The sequence below is a fragment of the Halorubrum sp. AJ67 genome (genome assembly GCF_000513435.1).
Window position 1 is genome coordinate 21,305 of record NZ_CBVY010000004.1, and the last position, 17,191, is coordinate 38,495.

Annotated in this window: 14 protein-coding genes; 2 read left to right on the forward strand and 12 right to left on the reverse strand. The window is 60.7% G+C overall.

Annotated elements, in window-relative coordinates:
• Positions 1 to 46 precede the first annotated feature (46 nt).
• The 8 genes from BN903_RS05590 to sugE form a co-directional block, all read right to left on the reverse strand.
• Positions 47 to 1,105 carry a lactonase family protein gene (locus BN903_RS05590; protein WP_048076800.1) on the reverse strand — a complete coding sequence of 353 codons (1,059 nt, stop codon included), beginning with the start codon at positions 1,103 to 1,105 and terminating at the stop codon, positions 47 to 49.
• A gap of 120 nt (positions 1,106 to 1,225) precedes the next feature.
• Positions 1,226 to 2,089 (reverse strand): NAD(P)-dependent oxidoreductase, encoded by an 864-nt coding sequence (locus tag BN903_RS05595; RefSeq protein ID WP_048076801.1) that lies wholly within the window; start codon positions 2,087 to 2,089, stop codon positions 1,226 to 1,228.
• Positions 2,090 to 2,132: 43 nt separating this feature from the next.
• On the reverse strand, positions 2,133 to 3,233 hold the full coding sequence (locus BN903_RS05600; protein WP_048076802.1) for a mannonate dehydratase: 1,101 nt from the start codon (positions 3,231 to 3,233) through the stop codon (positions 2,133 to 2,135).
• A gap of 70 nt (positions 3,234 to 3,303) precedes the next feature.
• Positions 3,304 to 4,242 carry a dihydrodipicolinate synthase family protein gene (locus tag BN903_RS05605; RefSeq protein ID WP_048076803.1) on the reverse strand — a complete coding sequence of 313 codons (939 nt, stop codon included), beginning with the start codon at positions 4,240 to 4,242 and terminating at the stop codon, positions 3,304 to 3,306.
• A gap of 95 nt (positions 4,243 to 4,337) precedes the next feature.
• Entirely contained in the window at positions 4,338 to 5,789 is a 1,452-nt protein-coding gene (locus BN903_RS05610) for an aldehyde dehydrogenase family protein (protein ID WP_048076804.1), read from the reverse strand.
• Between the two features lie 95 nt (positions 5,790 to 5,884).
• On the reverse strand, positions 5,885 to 6,412 hold the full coding sequence (locus BN903_RS05615) for a universal stress protein (protein ID WP_228841029.1): 528 nt from the start codon (positions 6,410 to 6,412) through the stop codon (positions 5,885 to 5,887).
• A 127-nt stretch (positions 6,413 to 6,539) separates the two neighbouring features.
• Positions 6,540 to 7,784, reverse strand: a complete 1,245-nt coding sequence (locus BN903_RS05620) for an MFS transporter (RefSeq protein ID WP_052334920.1) — start codon at positions 7,782 to 7,784, stop codon at positions 6,540 to 6,542.
• Positions 7,785 to 8,961: 1,177 nt separating this feature from the next.
• Positions 8,962 to 9,285, reverse strand: a complete 324-nt coding sequence (sugE, locus tag BN903_RS05630; protein WP_048076937.1) for a quaternary ammonium compound efflux SMR transporter SugE — start codon at positions 9,283 to 9,285, stop codon at positions 8,962 to 8,964.
• 142 nt (positions 9,286 to 9,427) lie between these two features.
• On the opposite strand from sugE, the gene BN903_RS05635 reads away from it, so the two are divergent.
• Positions 9,428 to 10,036, forward strand: a complete 609-nt coding sequence (locus tag BN903_RS05635; RefSeq protein ID WP_394296243.1) for a trimeric intracellular cation channel family protein — start codon at positions 9,428 to 9,430, stop codon at positions 10,034 to 10,036.
• A 61-nt stretch (positions 10,037 to 10,097) separates the two neighbouring features.
• Here BN903_RS05635 and BN903_RS05640 read toward each other — a convergent pair whose 3' ends face one another.
• The 3 genes from BN903_RS05640 to BN903_RS18695 form a co-directional block, all read right to left on the reverse strand.
• The gene (locus BN903_RS05640; RefSeq protein WP_048076808.1) at positions 10,098 to 10,946 is read right to left on the reverse strand and encodes a bile acid:sodium symporter family protein; all 849 of its coding nucleotides are present in this window, start codon (positions 10,944 to 10,946) and stop codon (positions 10,098 to 10,100) included.
• A 146-nt stretch (positions 10,947 to 11,092) separates the two neighbouring features.
• Positions 11,093 to 12,385 (reverse strand): glutamate dehydrogenase GdhB, encoded by a 1,293-nt coding sequence (gdhB, locus tag BN903_RS05645; protein ID WP_048076809.1) that lies wholly within the window; start codon positions 12,383 to 12,385, stop codon positions 11,093 to 11,095.
• Positions 12,386 to 12,387: 2 nt separating this feature from the next.
• A complete protein-coding gene (locus tag BN903_RS18695; RefSeq protein ID WP_394296244.1) occupies positions 12,388 to 12,834 on the reverse strand; it encodes a rubrerythrin-like domain-containing protein in 447 nt (148 codons plus the stop codon).
• 9 nt (positions 12,835 to 12,843) lie between these two features.
• Between BN903_RS18695 and BN903_RS05650 the strand changes: the two genes are divergently transcribed.
• Positions 12,844 to 14,124, forward strand: coding sequence for an RNA-guided endonuclease TnpB family protein (locus tag BN903_RS05650; protein WP_048076810.1), 1,281 nt, complete (start codon positions 12,844 to 12,846; stop codon positions 14,122 to 14,124).
• Positions 14,125 to 14,190: 66 nt separating this feature from the next.
• Here the strand turns inward: BN903_RS05650 and BN903_RS05655 are convergent, their stop codons facing one another.
• Complete coding sequence (locus tag BN903_RS05655) at positions 14,191 to 17,064, reverse strand: bacterio-opsin activator domain-containing protein (RefSeq protein ID WP_048076811.1); 2,874 nt, start codon at positions 17,062 to 17,064, stop codon at positions 14,191 to 14,193.
• Positions 17,065 to 17,191: the final 127 nt, after the last annotated feature.

Sequence of the window (17,191 nt, forward strand, 5' to 3'; positions counted from 1 at the left end):
CCGTTTCTCGACCGTGCTCGCCGGGCGCGTCCGTCTTTTCGGAGCGTCAGGATCGGTCAGGCAACCACTGCATACAGACGGGCTCCGAGACAGACAGCGACTCGCCCGTCGGCGTGAGACCCCCTGTCTGGGAATCGACGTCGAACGCGACGATGTCATCCGTGTGGCGGTTCTCCGCGAACAGGAGCGCTCCGTCGGGAGCGATCGCGAAGTGACGCGGCCACTCGCCGCCGGTCGCCGTCTGATCGACCTGCTCGATCTCTTCTCCGTCGACTTCGAACGTCGCGATGGAGTCGAGACCGCGGTTCGAGCCGTACACGTACTTCCCGGACGGGTGAACGGCGATCTCGGCGGTCTTGTTGTCGCCCTCGAACTCCGCCGGCAGCGTGGAGACGCTCGCGCGCTCCGTCAGCGTCCCGTCCGACTCCCGGTTCAACACGGTCACGGTCGAGTCGAGCTCGTTTATCAGGTACGCCCGCTCGCCGCCCGGGGCGAACGAGAGGTGTCGCGGCCCCGATCCGGGGGAGAGATCGACGGCTTCGACGCGAGAGAGAGAAGGTTCGTCGCACTCGATCACGTAGGTGTGGAGCTGGTCCGTGCCGAGGTCGGGCACGTACGCAAAGCGGTCCTCCGGACCGAGCGTGATCGAGTGGGGATGGGGAGCGGTCTGCCGATCCGAGTCGACGCTCGACCCGCGGTGGTCGATCGTTTCGACCGGCGATCCGACCCCGCTGTCGGCGTCGAGGGAGAGCATCGAGACGGCGCCGCCGGCGTAGTGGGCGACCAGCAGGCACCGTCCAGTCTTGTCGACGGAGCAGTAACAGGGCGCAGCAGCCCCGCTCGGGGCGCTGTCTCGCTCCGTCAGCTCGCCGGTGTCGCGGTCGACGGCGTACGACCGGATGACGCCCTCGCCCTCCTCGCGAACCGCGACGTAGAGATACTCTCCCGACGGACCGAACGTCACAAAGGTCGGGTCCGGCCCCGCCGCCACCGCGTCGAGCTGCCGCATCGCTCCCGTATGGGGATCGACCGCGACGGTGTGGACGCTCTCGTCTGTCGCTGCGCTGTACGTTCCAACGGCCGCGATGTGCGTGTCTGCGGTCATGGTGTGTGCGGTGAGTTCGTAGTCATGATGTGTGCGGTGAGTCTGCGATCATCGTCTGCGAGATGTCTGTAGGCATGATGTGTACACGCCGTATGCCGGGGGTACGTGTCTTCGCGTGTCTCACGTGGAGCCTTCATGTTCATGCTCGATCGGCGGTCCGTCCCACGCTTCGCCGTTGTCGTCCGGATCGTACCCGAGTCGCCCCCGCGCGTTTCGGATCGAGAACCAGCGTCGATCGTTGTCGCTGACAGCGTTGAAGACGTCGAACGTCACGCTTCCGTCGGCGAGACAGCGCTCGACCAGGTGGGCGAAGTCGCGGCGGGAGTGCCACGTCGCTTTCGTCCGCGCCACCGAGCGGTCGTAGGCGTCGCTACCGCGCTCGATCTCCCCGTTTTCGACGCGGCGTTCGGCCCGCCCGTACGGGTGATCGATCCCGTGGGGAAGGACCGAACAGATCCGAAGCGCGTAGAACCGTCGGGGGTACTCGTACCGCTCGGTGTAGTACCGCCCGAGGTCCTCACCGAACGACTTCGTCGCCCCGTAACACGAGTCGGGGCGTACCCGATCGGTCGGATCGAGCCGGAGATCGTAGTCGGGCTCGTACAGCTCCGGAGCGTGCTCCTCCTCGTACATCCCCATCACGTGGTTCGTCGAGGCGAACACGAACGCGTCCACCCCCGCGTCCCGGGCGGCTTCGATCGCATTGTACATCCCGATGATGTTCGGCTCAAACACGTCCTCCCACGCGCCGTCCGTGTAGGGGTACGCCGCGAGGTGGACGACGGCATCCTGATCCTCGAACGCAGGCCGGATCGCGTCGTAATCTGTGATATCGGCAACGTGCGTGTCGAAGCCGCCGTAGCGGTGATCTGAGGGGCGATCCGACCGGTTCAGGTAGGTAAATTCGTAGTCGGGGTTGTCGTCAAGGTGATCAATAATCGCGGTCCCACACCTGCCGTAGGAACCGGTTACGAGGACGTTCATACGGATCGATTGGAACCGTGAGATACCGGTGAGACGCGTCGATTCACCGTCCCTCGCCCTCGGTACACGACAGGATACCGTTCAGGTAGGCGACAGCGTGGGCGCGCGACCGGTGACCCCACTCTGTGTCGCCGACGACCTCGGGGACGTGATCCGGGACCATGACCCCGTCGAACCCCACCTCGCGGAGCCGCTCGATCGCGGCCGCCGGATTGAAGTTGCTCCGGTCGTCGTCGAGGAATGTCTCGGTGAACCGCGGCCACGTTCCCACGACGTCGCGGAAGTGGACGAACACGATCTCGTCGCGTTCACCGAAGTACGAGATCACCTCCTCGATGTCGGCGTCCGGCATCTCCGAGAAGCAGCCCAGACAGAGCTTGAGTCCGTGATTGTCGCTCGGGACGAGTTCCATCGCCCGACGGAACGCCTCGAAGTTTCTGAACAGGCGCGGGATCCCCCCGAGCTGCTCCACCGTCGGCGGATCCGCCGGATGGAGAGCCAGCCGCACGCCGGCCTCCTCCGCCACGGGGAGAATCTCCTCTAAGAACGCCTCGTAGTTGTCCCACAGCTCCGCTTCGGTGTACTCGCGCTCCAAGTCGTCGACGGGCTCGTACGGCGCGTCGAGGTCGTCGATGTCGAATTCTCTCCCCCGCGCGCCGCCGCGCAGTCGGACGGTCTGAGAGGTCCGCATCGGAACAACCCCGCGAGGATTCCACTGATAGCCGAGGATCGGGATGTCGGCGCTTCCGAGGTTCCGGATCAGCCGCTTGATCGTGTCGAGCTGGCTCTCCTTTCCGTCCTTGCCGAGCATGATCTTCCCGTAGACGTTGTAGCTCAGCGACTGGATCCCCATCAGTCGGAGTCCGGCGTCCTCCGCGCGACGGCGGGCCTGAACGAGCTCCGACACGCTCGGGACGACACCGTCGTCGATGGTGATCGTCTCGTCGTCTCCACTCCCCTCGTCCTCGAACACGTCGCCGCGCGGGGACCGGTGATCGAGGAACACGTCCTCGACGCCGATCTGCCGGCAGAACGCGAGGCGGTCGTCAGACAGCGTCCGGGTTCGGAGACCGGTCCTGAGCGGTAGCTGGTCTGTTTCCGTTTTCGGTCGATCCTGCTGCGTGATATCGTGGTCTTGTGTCATGGTAGTGTGTCCTCATTTTGCCGTGTCGTCCGGCGGAACATCGGCGACGATCACTTCGGGAGTCGTCCGGTCAGTCGATGAGTCGATCGATATCGCCGTCCAGTTCGTCGTAGATCGCTTCGGCTCGGTCGGCCGCCTCGGCCGGAAGCGGGCGGATAGGCTCCCGCACCTCACCGCCGTGTAGCCCGGCGAGTTCGAGGCCCTTCTTGACAGCCGGAACGCTGATCGCTCCCGCGAGCACGTTGTTCTGCCCTCTCTCGCCTCTGAGTCGCTGGTACGGGAGACAGATGTCCCTGAGCTCGCGGGCGCGCTCCCAGTCACCCTCGGTGAGCGCGTCGAACAGCTCACGGCCGACCTCAGGTCGGAAGTTGCTCACGCCGGCCGTGAAACCCTCGACGCCTTCGGCCCAGAAGGACACCGCGTACGGCTCCGCGAGCCCGTTGACCCAGATCACGTCGTCGTCGCCGGCGCGGATCGCCTCGCCCAACTTCACCGGGTCCTCCAAGGCGTACTTGACTCCAACCACGCCGTCGACCCGAGAGAGGTCGGCGAGGTATTCGGCCGAGGGGTCGAACCCGCGAACGTACGGGACAAGAGGCGCCTCGGTGGCCGCCGAGAGCTCGCGGTAGTAGTCCAATAACCCCCGTTCGTGGAGGTAGGTGTGGTCCGGCGGCATGATCATCATCGCGTCGGCGCCGACCCGGTCGTACTCCTCGATCAGTTCTAGGGCGTCGGCCGTGCTCCCGCCGACGCCGGCGAGGACGCACGCGTCCGCGGGGACCGCTTTGACCACCGTCTCGACGCTCTCGATCCGCTCCCGCCGTGACAGGGAGTGGTACTCGCTGATGTTCGCGGCCGCCAGGAACGTCCGCATCCCCTCGTCGTAGAGGGTCCGCGCGTTCTCCTCCATCTTCCGGTATTCAATCGCTCGCTGCTTGTCGAAGGGCGTGAGCACTCCGACTGCGACATCTCGCAGCCGCTGTTTAACCTGTGCTGCCGTCGTTGGCATCATGTCACATGATACGCCCATCGTTGTTAAACCCATCGTTGGTGGGTCACAACTGCCGAATCGGTTCGCCGGCGAGTCGCGAGCAGACGATACGGTCAGTAGTTCCGGTACACCGTCTTCGTCGACGTGAAGAAGTCGAGACCGGCGTCACCCTGCTCGCGGTACGTGTTCGTCGAGGAGTTCTTGTACCCGCCGAACGGGACGTGTAGTTCCAGTCCAGTCGTCTTTTCGTTGACCTTCGCGACGCCCGCCTCGACGCGGTCGACGAACTCGTCGGCCTCGGTGAGGTCCTGCGTGACGATACTCGCCGACAGCCCGTACTCGACGTCGTTCGCGACAGCAAGCGCCTCTTCGAAGTCACTCACCTCGATGACCGACAGGACCGGTCCGAAGATCTCCTCCTGTGCGATCCGCATGTCGCTGTCGACGTCGGAGAACACCGCCGGCTCGACGTAGTAGCCGTCGCCGTACTCGCCGCCGGAGAGCCGTTCACCGCCGGTTTCGAGCGTCGCGTCCTCATCTTCCCCCGCTTCGACGTACTCGAGCGTCGATTCGAGCTCGCTCTCGGAGACGTGCGGCCCCATGTCGGGGTCGTCGAGGCCCGGTCCGATCGCGACGCCGTCGGCGTACGCGACCACCGCTTCGACGAACTCGTCGTAGACGTCCTCGTGAACGATCGCGCGGGAGGCCGCGGTACACGACTGCCCCGTCGTCCCGAACGCCCCGACCCCGAGGATCTCCGCGGCCTCGTCGATGTCGGCGCTCGGCATCACGACGGTCGGGTTCTTTCCGCCCATCTCGCACTGGACGCGCTTGAGATCGTTCGCTGCGCTCCGAGCGACGCTGGTCCCCACGGCGGTGCTGCCGGTGAACGAAACGCCGTCGACATCGTCGTGTTCGGTAAGCGGCGTCCCGACGTCGCTTCCTGAACCGGTCACCATGTTCGCGACCCCGTCCGGGAGTCCGGCCTCGTCGAGACACTCGAAGAGAACCGCCGTCATGCCCGGCGCGGCGGAGGCGGGCTTGATGACAGCCGTGTTGCCCGCGGCTAACGCCGGCGCGAGCTTCCACGCCGGAATGGCAATCGGGTAGTTCCACGGGGTGATCAGTGCGACAGTCCCGAGTGGTTCGCGTTTGGTGTACAACTCAGTATTCCGTCCGCTCGCGGACTTGCTGATCCCACCGAGGTCGAGACACTTCTGGGCGTAGTAGGCAAAGATATCGATCGCGCGCTGGACCTCGCCGGCGGCCTCGGAGCGCGTCTTTCCCTCCTCCCGGACGAGTTTCTCAGTTGCTGACTCCTTCCGCGCTTCGAGGCATTCACTCGCGCGTTTCAAGACGTCGCCGCGGTCCGGGCCGGGCGTGTCGGCCCATTCCTCTTGCGCGTCGACCGCGGCCTCAACCGCGGTCTCGACGTCGCCGGGCGCGGAGGCCTGAAACCGATCGGTGATCGACGACGGCTCCGCCGGGTTTCGAACGGCGAACGTCTCGCCCGTCTCGGAAGCCGTCCACTCTCCATCGACGTAGTTCTCGCTAGCTATTGGCATCCACCTCCGAGTCATTGCCGCTGCTACAAATGCTTTGAGAAAGCGGTCGGTCCCATCGCACTCGCGAGGCGCTCGCCCGTGTGCGGTCGTCGCCGTCAATCACCGTGAACGAACGTTACGGGGCAGGGCGCCTCGAGGAGCAGCGTCTGTGACAGGCTTCCGAACACGGCCTTGTCGGTCGGCGTCCGGCGGCTGCCGCCGATAACAAATCGGTCGGCGTCGATGTCCCCGGCGAGTTCGAGGATCGCCTCGCTGGGGTCGCCGACCGCGCCGCGAACTTCGTACTCGACGCCGGCCTCGTCGAGGCGGTCCGTCACCGACTGGACCGTCTCGTGTTCCGAGACGACCTCGTCGACGGAGTGATCACTGTCGGAGTACCGATCGAGCAGGTCGTCGTACTCGGGCTGAGAGAGAGTCTGGGGGTAGTTTCCACCGCTTATCGCTGGTATCGTGGTCACGACGCCGTCGTCCTGCTCCGGGATGGCGTGCGCCACCACGACGGTGGCGTCGGTCGGGGCGGCGATCTCTAAGACGGTGTCGATGAGCCGGTTGAGTCGGTCCTCGTCCGAGTCGCTGACTGGCAGCAATACTGTCTCGATGGTCACGAGAACTACTTCGTTCACCTGTTATAAGTAAATTTATATTTCTGGATGTTGGAATATGGAACAAATGGACGCCTGCGAGAACTCGTCCAGATCGAGTGGAACGTGACGGAGTGTGTGACCGGGTATCGCCGGTCGCGTCCGCGGCTCAGTCGTCAGAGAGCGTTCCGTCCGGCGTCGGCGGCGCAGTGGATCGGCTGACGAACCAGGTCGTCACGAGGGCGCCCGCGACGATGAGCAGGAGGAAGCCGGTGGTTCGGAGCATCCCCACGCGTCCGAACGCGTCGACCAGCGGCATCGGGGCGAACGGTGAGAGGGCGAACCCGCCGTACATCATCATCGTCACGCCGCTGAGCGCCCGTCCACGGACTTCTTCTTGGACGATCGATGCGACCCAGTCGTTCACCGTGGGAAGGAGGAGGCCCATTCCCATCCCGCCGGCGACGATGATGCCGACGAGGACGACCGGGAAGAGCTCCGCGGAGCTGAACAGGAGGAATCCCGCCGCCGCGAAGGTGAATGCGGCCGTGACGAGTGTAATATGCCGAAAGTGCTGTTTGATGCGGCCGTACATCGAGGCCATGACCACGCTGGCGATCATGACGCCCGAGATGATCAGACCGGTCTGGGAGTCGCTCACCGCGTGCGCGTCCTGGAGGAAGTACGGGACCTCAATCATGATGAGGTTGTTCGTCAGCATACCGAATATCACGAGGAAGTAGATCCCAGCGATAACCTTCACAGGCGACTCTCGCACGATCTTCGCCACGGCCTCAAGCCGGCTGATCTCGTCGTCGCGCTGGGACTCCTTGACGTCTGGTTCGGGCAGGAGCCGGAGGATCGGCGGGACGAACAGCAGCGCCCCACCGAAGACGAGGAAGATGTACCGCCAGCCGAGAGTCCCCGCGATGTAGCCCCCGAGGACTGCCGCGACGGCGCCGCCGCCCGCCTGCACGGCACCGTAGTACCCCATGACCGACTCGCGGCGACCGCCCGAGTAGTAGTCGGCGATGAGCGTCGGGACAGTCACCATGAGCGCGCCGACGGCGATGCCGTCGAGAATACGAGTCGCGAGGATCAGGTAGATCGAATCGAGGAAGAACGCGACGCTCGTCCCGGCCCCATAGATGATGACCGCGGCGATCAGAATCGGCTTTCGGGCGTACTTGTCGAGTAGGTAGCCCGTGAGGGGTGCAACGACGATAACGATCCACGCCGACGTCGTGCTGACGAGCTGTGCCAGGGTCTCGGAGTTCGGTACGTGTGAGAATGTCTGTTGAATCGCGGGGATGGTCGGGTTGATCAGCGCGCCAGAAAAAGAAGGGATGATCCCGATCAACACCAGCGTCAGCAGCTTCGACCAATTGAAAGACGCAGAGTAGCTCTCCGACATGCTCACTCACCGTGATTCGTCCTGATCTCTGGGTCAGACACATTCAGCAGTCTCTCCCCTATGGCATGACGTTCCATACTCACATAGTTATATACAAACATTATAAATATCTTTCCTATCTTGGAGGGCACGCGCTGAATCTGTCTCCTCGCTCGGTAGGCGTCGAGCGACACCGCTGAACGGTGATCGACCCCACCTCCGAAGCAGCCGAAACTCAGGTGAGTTCTCCCCGTCGCTCTCGGAGACACATATTGGTCAATAATGTTGAACAGCAGTACTCATCGAGATAACGGATTGTTCTCTGATGGCACAGATACTGGCTGTAAAGATGAGAACACAAACCTGCCGAAAGGTTACGACCGCAGCAGCCCCGTAACCACGCGTTCAACCTCATTGAATCAGTCCACGAGATGGACCCGTACGGGGTTTCGGGGCTAGCGGATCAGAGTGATGTCCGAAAGGACCGCTTCAAGATTCTCGACAACGCTTCGGACGACGCACCGACCGGAGAGTTCGCCGAAATGCGCTGGCTCGACGGAACAATGGTATCACGTCCATCGCCGTTCCGATCCCCGACGGGACCGCCTACTGGGTACATTTCGAACTCGATCGCCGGCCAACCACCGGGCTGACACCGAACGTCTCGAAGACGGACTGCTGTTCGTGCTACAGCGAGCCGCGACCGTGATCGAACTCCAGTCCCGGCGCTACTGACTCGGGTACCATTACAACCGTACTACTGTAATTCATGTCGATCGTCGTTCGATATTGTTGAACGATAGGTCCTCGATGGATCGTCGAGAGGCGGATAGGTTTCTCGGGGTTGTCGGCCGGTAGAGTTATGTTTCTATTTTCTGAATATACATTCAAAACATATTTTATCTGATAATCCAATTTTATCTGAATGTTACTAGAAAACGGTGTCGGGTCAAGTGTATCCTTGGTAAGAACTCTTGAGATCTATACAGCATTAGACGCCGAATTCTCTCTATAACCCATTTAGTGCCGGATATCGATTCGGATCTAGTTCGGTGCATCCGTCGGTGGATCCACTGAATTCGATCTGTAACACCTAGTTCCATTCCATATATAACAGTAATAGTAGTTGTACTTGAAAGTTATAATTTGGAACCTCAACGGATGGAAGACAATTGATCGGAGCGATACCACGAATGCCTCAGTGACCGCCGGAGACGAGGTGGAGCCCGACGATCCCGCAGACGATCACGGAGATGAACAAGAGACGAGCACCGGTTGCCGGTTCATCGAACAGGACGATACCGAGCGAGGCAGTCCCGACGGCACCGATTCCGGTCCACACGGCGTAGGCAGTTCCGATCGGGAGGTCCTGTACCGCCTTCCCCAGCAATACCATGCTGATGACAAGCGCGGCGACGGTTCCCGCCGTCGGTATTGGCTCCGAGAAGCCGTCGGAGTACTCCAATCCGATAGCCCACGCAATCTCAAACAGGCCGGCAACAAAGAGGATAAGCCACGACATCACGCCGATTTCGGTCACCGTGTCGAGAAGCCTTTCGATACTCTCTCTCGCGATTGCGGCACACTCAATATTCTCGCGCTCGTAGCGGTCTATAGTGAGTCAGGGCGTTATTTCGATCTTGTTCGGCGATCCGTTTGCCGTCATGAACACAATCGGCTTAGTTGCGTTCGCACTCGTCGGGTCGTCGAAAGCGATCCGCGAGGAGTTCGACCTGTTCGGAGTCGCAGTCGTCGGGCTAGCGATGGCGTTCGCCGGCGGCACGACCCGCGACCTCCTCGTCGCGCGCGTTCCGCTCGTGCTCCAGTCTCCAATCGAGATCAGTCTAGCGCTCCTCGGGGTCGGCTTAGCAGTTTCGCTGAACGCCCTACTGTCCTCTCCGGAGACACATCCGGTCACTCTTGTCTCAGACGCCATCGGTCTCGCTGCCTTTACCACAGCCGGAGCGATCGTCGCAACTGAAACGGGTCTCTCAGCATTCGGGATCGTTGCGGTTGGAACGATCAACGCCGTCGGTGGCGGAGCGTTTGCAGATATTCTCCTCGATCGGTCCCCGTTCATCCTCTTCGAGGATTTCTACGCGAGTTGTGCTGTCCTCGGCGGTACCGCCTACTGGCTGGTCGAGACTATCGGTGGTGCTGGAGGGACAGCAGCAGTGATATGCGCGGTCGTGACCGTTGGAACCCGATTGGTCGCAGTAATCTATAACTGGGATCTCCCGACAGCACAGAACATCGGGACGCAACGCGACTAATCAGTAACGCAATCGCCACCTCGCGTCCGATGTTACTCCCTCGTCGTTTCTGGAGAATCTATCAGCTGGTCGTGCGGCGTCTCCAGATTGTGGCGAGCAACGCCGATGCGACGACACCGAGGAACGAAAACGCGAGGACGACCGTGAGCACGCCGGGGTCGGAGAATCCGGCGGTCGCGATGAAGAGCGCGACAGCGGCGTTCCGGGCAGCAGTCGTCGTCGCCAGCACTTCGCGCGTGGATCTCGCTGGGCCGCCAAAGACGTATCCAACCGCCAGAGAACCGGCGACGATCACACTCGAAACGAACAGCGCACCCGTTCCGACGAGGGCCGCCATGTCGTCGATGTAGACGGTCAACAGGACGACGATGAGCAGAATAAACGAGTAATTGGAGAGCCGCTGTACCGGTGAGTAGAGTGCATCGGCTGCGGGCGACGATCGGTACGTGACTACGAAGCCGGCAAGCAGGGGGACGAGCTGGACACCAAAAACGAGCCGGCCGATAGCGACCGGATCGACGGAAACGTTTCCGGGGAGCAAGAGTGCCAAGCTTACCGGGATAGTCACGACTGATACGACGGCAAGGATAGCCATGAGACCGCTCGCAAATGCGAGATCGCTGTCGGAAATTTCAGCGAGTTTCGGTCCGAAGGGAGCACCGGGCGACACCGCGAGTAACACCACGCCGGCAGCATAACTGGGCACCATCGGTATGCTATACACAAGCAGGTATGCAAGTGCCGGGATGACGATAAGATTCACTAGCAGTGACTTCGTCATGAGGCGCCGTCTCCCCATTGCCTCCCGTAGCTGCCCGATTGAGAGATCTAACCCCACAGCGAGCATCGTCGAGAGGACAAAAACAGTCGTTGTGAGATTGACAATCGTATCGGTCACGTCCGCTATCATCTATTTGCTACATTCATTGTGTATGACAGTCGTTTTCACTATCTTCGGGTGGACAACAATGACATCTCCCTGTATTTGAGACGATCCCACAGCCGCTAGATAAGCATACGACGGGCATCGACTCCCAAAATCGGGGGCTGGCAGAACTATGGCCAGAGCCCGCGTGCCTCATGAGCATCAGAAATGCGTGAGAGTGCAACGATGTACGCTGCGTCACGCCACGTCACGTCCCGTGCTTCGAACTCCTCGCGGACATCCTGCCAAGCTGTCAGCATCTCCGTCTCGAGTTCGTCGTTGACGCGCTCCAGCGACCACGACCGCCGATTAATATCTTGGAGCCACTCGAAGTAACTCACGGTAACCCCGCCAGCGTTGGCAAGGATATCCGGGACGACCGGGATCTCGCGTTCGGCGAAAATGGCGCTCGCCGTCGTCGTGGTTGGACCATTCGCGCCCTCGATGATGATGTCCGCAGCAATATCGTCGGCGTTGTCCGCCGTCAGCACGTTGCCGATCGCGGCCGGAATCATCAGGTCGACGTCGAGTTCCAGCAGTTCCTCGTTGCTCACAGTTTCGGGCGCCCCGTGGTCCATCACAGCCTCAGGCTCCTCATGGTGAGAGGGGATAGAGTGTGTATCTAGGCCGTTGGCATCGTAGACACCACCGTTGACATCGCTGACGGCGACTACGTTTGCCCCCCAGTCGTCAAGCAGACGGGCAGCGTTTGATCCGACGCTACCGTACCCTTGGATGGCGACGTCAGCTTCCTTGATATCCTTGCCGTAGTAGTCGATCGCCTCCCGAGCGATGATGGCGACGCTTCGCCCCGGCGCCCCATCACGTCCCTTGCTGCCGCCGACGATTGGCGGTTTCCCCGTGACGACGCCGGGGATGGTTTCGCCCTCCTGCATCGAGTAGGCGTCCATCAGCCACGCCATCGTCTGCGGGTCCGTCCCCATGTCGGGCGCGGGGATGTCTTTGGTCGGGCCGATGACTGCTCGAATTTCGTCGGTGAACCGCCGGGTCAGTTGCTCTTTCTCGTCGTCGGTCAGATCCTTGGGATTTACCGCGATACCGCCTTTCGCGCCGCCAAACGGGATGTCCATCACCGCGCACTTCCAAGTCATCCACATCCCGAGCCCGACACACTCCTCTCGCGTGACTTCCGGGTGGTAGCGGAGGCCGCCCTTGTACGGGCCGCGGACGCTGTCATGTTGGGCCCGGTACCCGGTGTAGACCTCGACGTCGCCATTCTCACGCTCTATTGGGACAGTGACTTCGTGGACTTTCTTGGGGTGTTTGAGGCGTTCGACAATGTTCTGATCGATATCGAGGTGATCAGCTGCGTGCTGGAGTTGCCGGCGTGCGGTCTCCAAGGCTGATTCCTCCTCGGTCGGTTCTTCCGATGTCTCGTCGGTCGCTGTTGATGCCGAAGCCATTGTTATTCGATCGGTACGCGTCGATTCCGCATCTCACCGGCACAGTCCGGACACGAACCAGGGTTGTCTTCTGCAACGACGACGTTCCCGCATTCGAAACACTCGTAGGCCGATTCCTCACCTAGGGTCTGATCGACATCTCTCATTGGTAATTGAGAGTCCCAGCAGTGTGGTGCGGGGTACTCTACTTCCCCATAATGAGGATAGCAGGGAATAGTTAGTAGTTGAATACCCAATCTAACATTGCCAGCAACATTTACTATACAACCATCTGCGCGATTTGAAAGAATCCTAGACGCGCAGGAATTTTCAGGGAGAATCAAGGAGAAAGCCTCGCGCTTCAGCGCGGGGATGAATCCGACAACTCCTCCACATTCTACTGCCTGATAACACGGCGGGATATTCCACGCTGTGCCAATATCCACACCATTAACTAGGAATACTGTCATAGGTTACGTATGGCAAAACAGGTCGTCACGCGCACCTATACTGCTTCCATTCGGAATCAGTCACAGGTGTCGGACGATCTTGACGCCCTCGGGTTCGCAGCCTCGAAACTCTGGAACATCGGACGGTGGACATGCAGCCGGATTTGGGACGAAATCGGTCACATTCCAAACCACACTGAACTCACCGCCTACCTGAAGTCACACGAACGCTATGATGACCTGCATTCTCAGTCAAGTCAGCGAGTCCTTCAAGAACTCGCTGAGGCGTTCAACGGCTGGTACGGAAAGCGGCGCAACGGAGACACGAGAGCCAACCCGCCCGGCTACCGCAAGCACAACGACGATCACCCGCGCTCGACGGTCACGTTCAAAGCCGCCGGCTTCAAACTCGACACCCAGTACAACCGCGTCCGACTCTCTCAAGGGTCGAACCTCAAGGAGTATTGGTCCGACTTCATCCTCTGTGCATTCCAAACCCGGCCCGACGTTGACCTCTCCGCTGTGGAGAACGTCCAACAAGTGAAGGCGGTTTGGACAGGCGATGAGTGGAAACTTCGCTTCGTCTGTAAGGTGGAAGTTGACGTGTCTGAGTCATCCGGTGAGCAGACTGTCGGCATCGATCTCGGTATCAACAACTTTGCTGCACTCGCCTACGAAGACGATCACAGCGAGCTGTACCCGTTGAACTGCCTGAAGCAGGACGACTACTACTTCAGCAAGCGACTCGCTCGGTGTGACGACTCGAACTCCGAGCAAGCCACGCGGCTAAATCAGAAGAAATCGGGGCGGCGCACGCACTACCTCCACACACTCTCGAAACACATCGTTCAGCGGTGTGTCGAGGAGAATGTGGCGACGATTGTGGTCGGCGATCTCTCCGGCATCCGTGAGGACGACGAGACCGATGCGTCGAAGGACTGGGGTACACACGGGAATCTTGACTTGCACTCGTGGGCGTTCGACCGCTTCACGGAGCTGCTCACTTATAAGGCCGAGATGGAAGGCATCACGGTTGAGAAGGTGTCTGAGCGCGACACGTCGAAGTCGTGTTCGTGCTGTGGTCGCAAGCGGAAGGCGAATCGTGTCGAGCGCGGGTTGTACGTGTGCGACAATTGCGGGACGACGGCGAACGCGGACGTGAACGGAGCCGAGAACATTCGACAGAAAGTATCTCCGAGTTCACCGAATCTCTCGGTGAATAGGAGTAACGGCTGGTTGGCACAGCCATCGACGTTCCGGTTTGACAAGGAAACTGGCGCGTTCGCGCCTCAAGAACAGGTCACGTCGTAAACCACAATATCCCACCCCAACGGCGCGGTGCCGTGGGAATCCTCGCGCTTCAGCGCGGGGAGGATGTCAATCAGTGTGGTGAGCCCCTACCGGCATGTGGTCGTCGACGAGTGCCGCGAACAGTTTTCGCTGTGCGGTTCTAATGTGCTGATAGAACGCTTGCGGCGAGATGTCCAGCGAGCCTGCAACAACTTCACCGTCCGCTTTACGCGGTGATTCGAAGAACCCGCTGTAGTACGCCGTCTCGAGAACTTCGAGCTGTCTGTCCGTCAGGCGATCGAGGACGGACGCGTAGAACCCATGTTCGGAGGCCTGCTCGCGGGTCTGCTTCGACACGAGGCCAATATCACCGAACCGATCAGCGAGGAACTGGGTTACGTGTCGGACTTCGATACTCGCCGGCAGATCGACGACCAGCGTTGTACCCGCCGCCGTTGCTGTCGCACTCCGAAGGACGGCTCCGTGATCAGCGAGCTCCGTCGCGATGAATGGCTCGGACAGCCGGAGTCGCACCACACCGCCAGTGTCGCCGCCGCGAATCCGCTGGACGTCCTCGACAACCGTGAGGTCGTCCGTTGCGTCGACAACGACATCGACCGGTGCGTCATCCACGGTGACGAACACGTAGTTCCCGGTGGCAGTCTGCTGGACACCACCCTCGTAGGTCAACGTACAGTCAGCGATACCCGCCAACTGCGTAAGTACGAACGACGGATCGTCGACCTCGCACTCGACGCGAGTCAACGAAGTTGTGAGCAGCGCACGCTTGCGTTCAGTCGCGCTGATCGCGGCAGCAATTGTCTCCCCGAGTTCCGAAAGGACCGACTGAATCGTTTCGTCGAACGAGTCGGGTGTCTCCGTGTACACGGTCATGACGCCGTACGAAAGGTCGTTATACACCAGTGGAACACTCAAGACAGAAAGGAAGTCGCGAGAGATTGCGTCCTTGCGCCACGGGGCCGCATGGAGATCAGCCGCGACGTTCGAGACATGCGTCACTTCGCCTGTTGTCGGCGTTCGACCAGCCGGCTCAACTGCCTCTCCGGAGGCAGGGAACGATTGGGTATCCAGGTAGCCCTGATCGGTTCCAGCCCACGCCTGCGGCGTCACTGCCTCCCCCGCATCGTCGAGTGTGCCGATCCACGCGAACTGGAAGCGGTCGTCGGCGGTGAGGTGTTTACAGACAGTGTGATCGATCTCCTCGCGAGTCTCGGCTTCCACGAGCGCCTGGTCGATCTCACGGATGGTCTCATTAATTCGGTTGAGCGTAGTGAGCTGGTCGTTCTGGCGTTGGAGTTCGCGGTCCTGTTCACGGAGCTTGGACTCTCGGCTGATGCGGTCGAGGGCCGCCTCTGCGGTCGCCGCCAGCAGGTCGGCAAGCTCTCGAGTGACATCGTCGAAAACGCCGACATCCGTCGACCCAGCCAGGTACACGCCGTGGTTCCCAAGCGGAATGTAGGCGGCACTCCGGATGTCAGTCGCCGGATTAGTGAGACGGTCTGCGTCGTGGACGTCGTCGAAGAACAAGGCCTCGTTTTCGACGAAACTGTGGCTGGTGAGGTCGCTCCCGTCGGCGTGGACATCCGGGAGGGGGCCGTAGGCGTCTCGCAGCGCCTGCGAGTGAGCCACCGGTTGGAGATGGTTGTCATCAGCATCGAAGAGGTAGACGGCGCTGGCATCAAGCCCGAGGACGCCCGGTGTGTCGTCGACGACGTGCTGAGCGATTTCCTGGTGGGTTTCGGCGTACAGAAAATCCCGAGCGGTCTCTTGGAGCGTTGCCAGCGCCTGTTCCCGTTGTTTCCGCTTCGTGATGTCCCGACAACTGTACAGGAGCGTACCGTCTTGGATGGAGACCTCTCGGACGTTCACCAGCAGGGTGTGTTCGCGGCCGGCTTTGTCCGTCGCCGTCGTCTCGATGTTCTTCAGGACGCCCGTCTCATCCAGTTCTTCACAGTCGAAAAGATCCTCTCCGAGGAGGTCCTCGATCGTGCCTAACTCCCGGATCTCGTCAGCGGTGTATCCGAAGATGAAGTGGACGTTCGGGCAGACATACGTGTACTCGCCGTCCTCGTCGGTCATAAGGACAGTGTCAGTCATGTTGTTGAGCGTAACGCGATGCAGTTCCTCCGACTGCCGCAGCTCCCGTTCGAGATCGACACGGTCGGTGATGTCGACGCTGTCGACGATGATAGAGACGAGGTCGCCGCGTTCGTCGGTGACCGGCTGGACGGAGAGTTCCAACATCACCTCACTACTCTGTGCCTTCTGCGTGACGACAGCGTGGCCGAACCCGCCGCGTTTCGCAGTCTCGATGAGCCGGCGGATGTCGTCGCTGGTCTGCGTGTCACTCGGCCACCACGGGAGTGTCCAGAAGGGGTCACCGACGACTGCGTCAGCGTCGATGTCGATCATATCGCGAGCAGCCTGGTTAACCCGTGTGAGCGTGCCGTCCGGATCAAGCACCCACGTCGCCGATCTGGTATCGTGGAAGATAGAGTCGAACTGCCGTGCGCGCTCGCGCTGTGTCGCCGATCGCTGGGCGTCTCGGAGGGCCTGTTCGGTCCGCCGGACCACATCGGAAACGGTTTCATCGAGCGGATCGGTAACGGCGATGTAGTCGGTGACGCCCGCTTCGATAGCCTCGCTAGCGATAGCTTCGCTTCCATCTGCTGTCCCTACTATTATCGGAAGCGTTGTCGTGATATCGCGAATTTGGTGAATGAGATCAATACCGGTCGTCTCAGGAAGGCTGTAATTTGTGACGAGGCAGTCAACGGAAGTCTGTTTGAGAGTCTCTTGCGCTGCCTCTGCTGTCGAAACTGTGTGAACAGTTGCATCAAACTCTGTATCGAGCCGATCAGTGTACGCGGCTATCCACGCCGTGTCGCCGGCAACAACGATGGTTGACGCCTCAAGGATACTCTTAGATTGGGAACTCATATGTAGAGTGGTAGACACCAATCACGAACCACGGATATCCACCTTGTGTTGATATCACTAAGTATGCGCTACACAGCCAAAACAGCTCTTATTTAATACTCAACTATGTCCATAATACTATATTTTT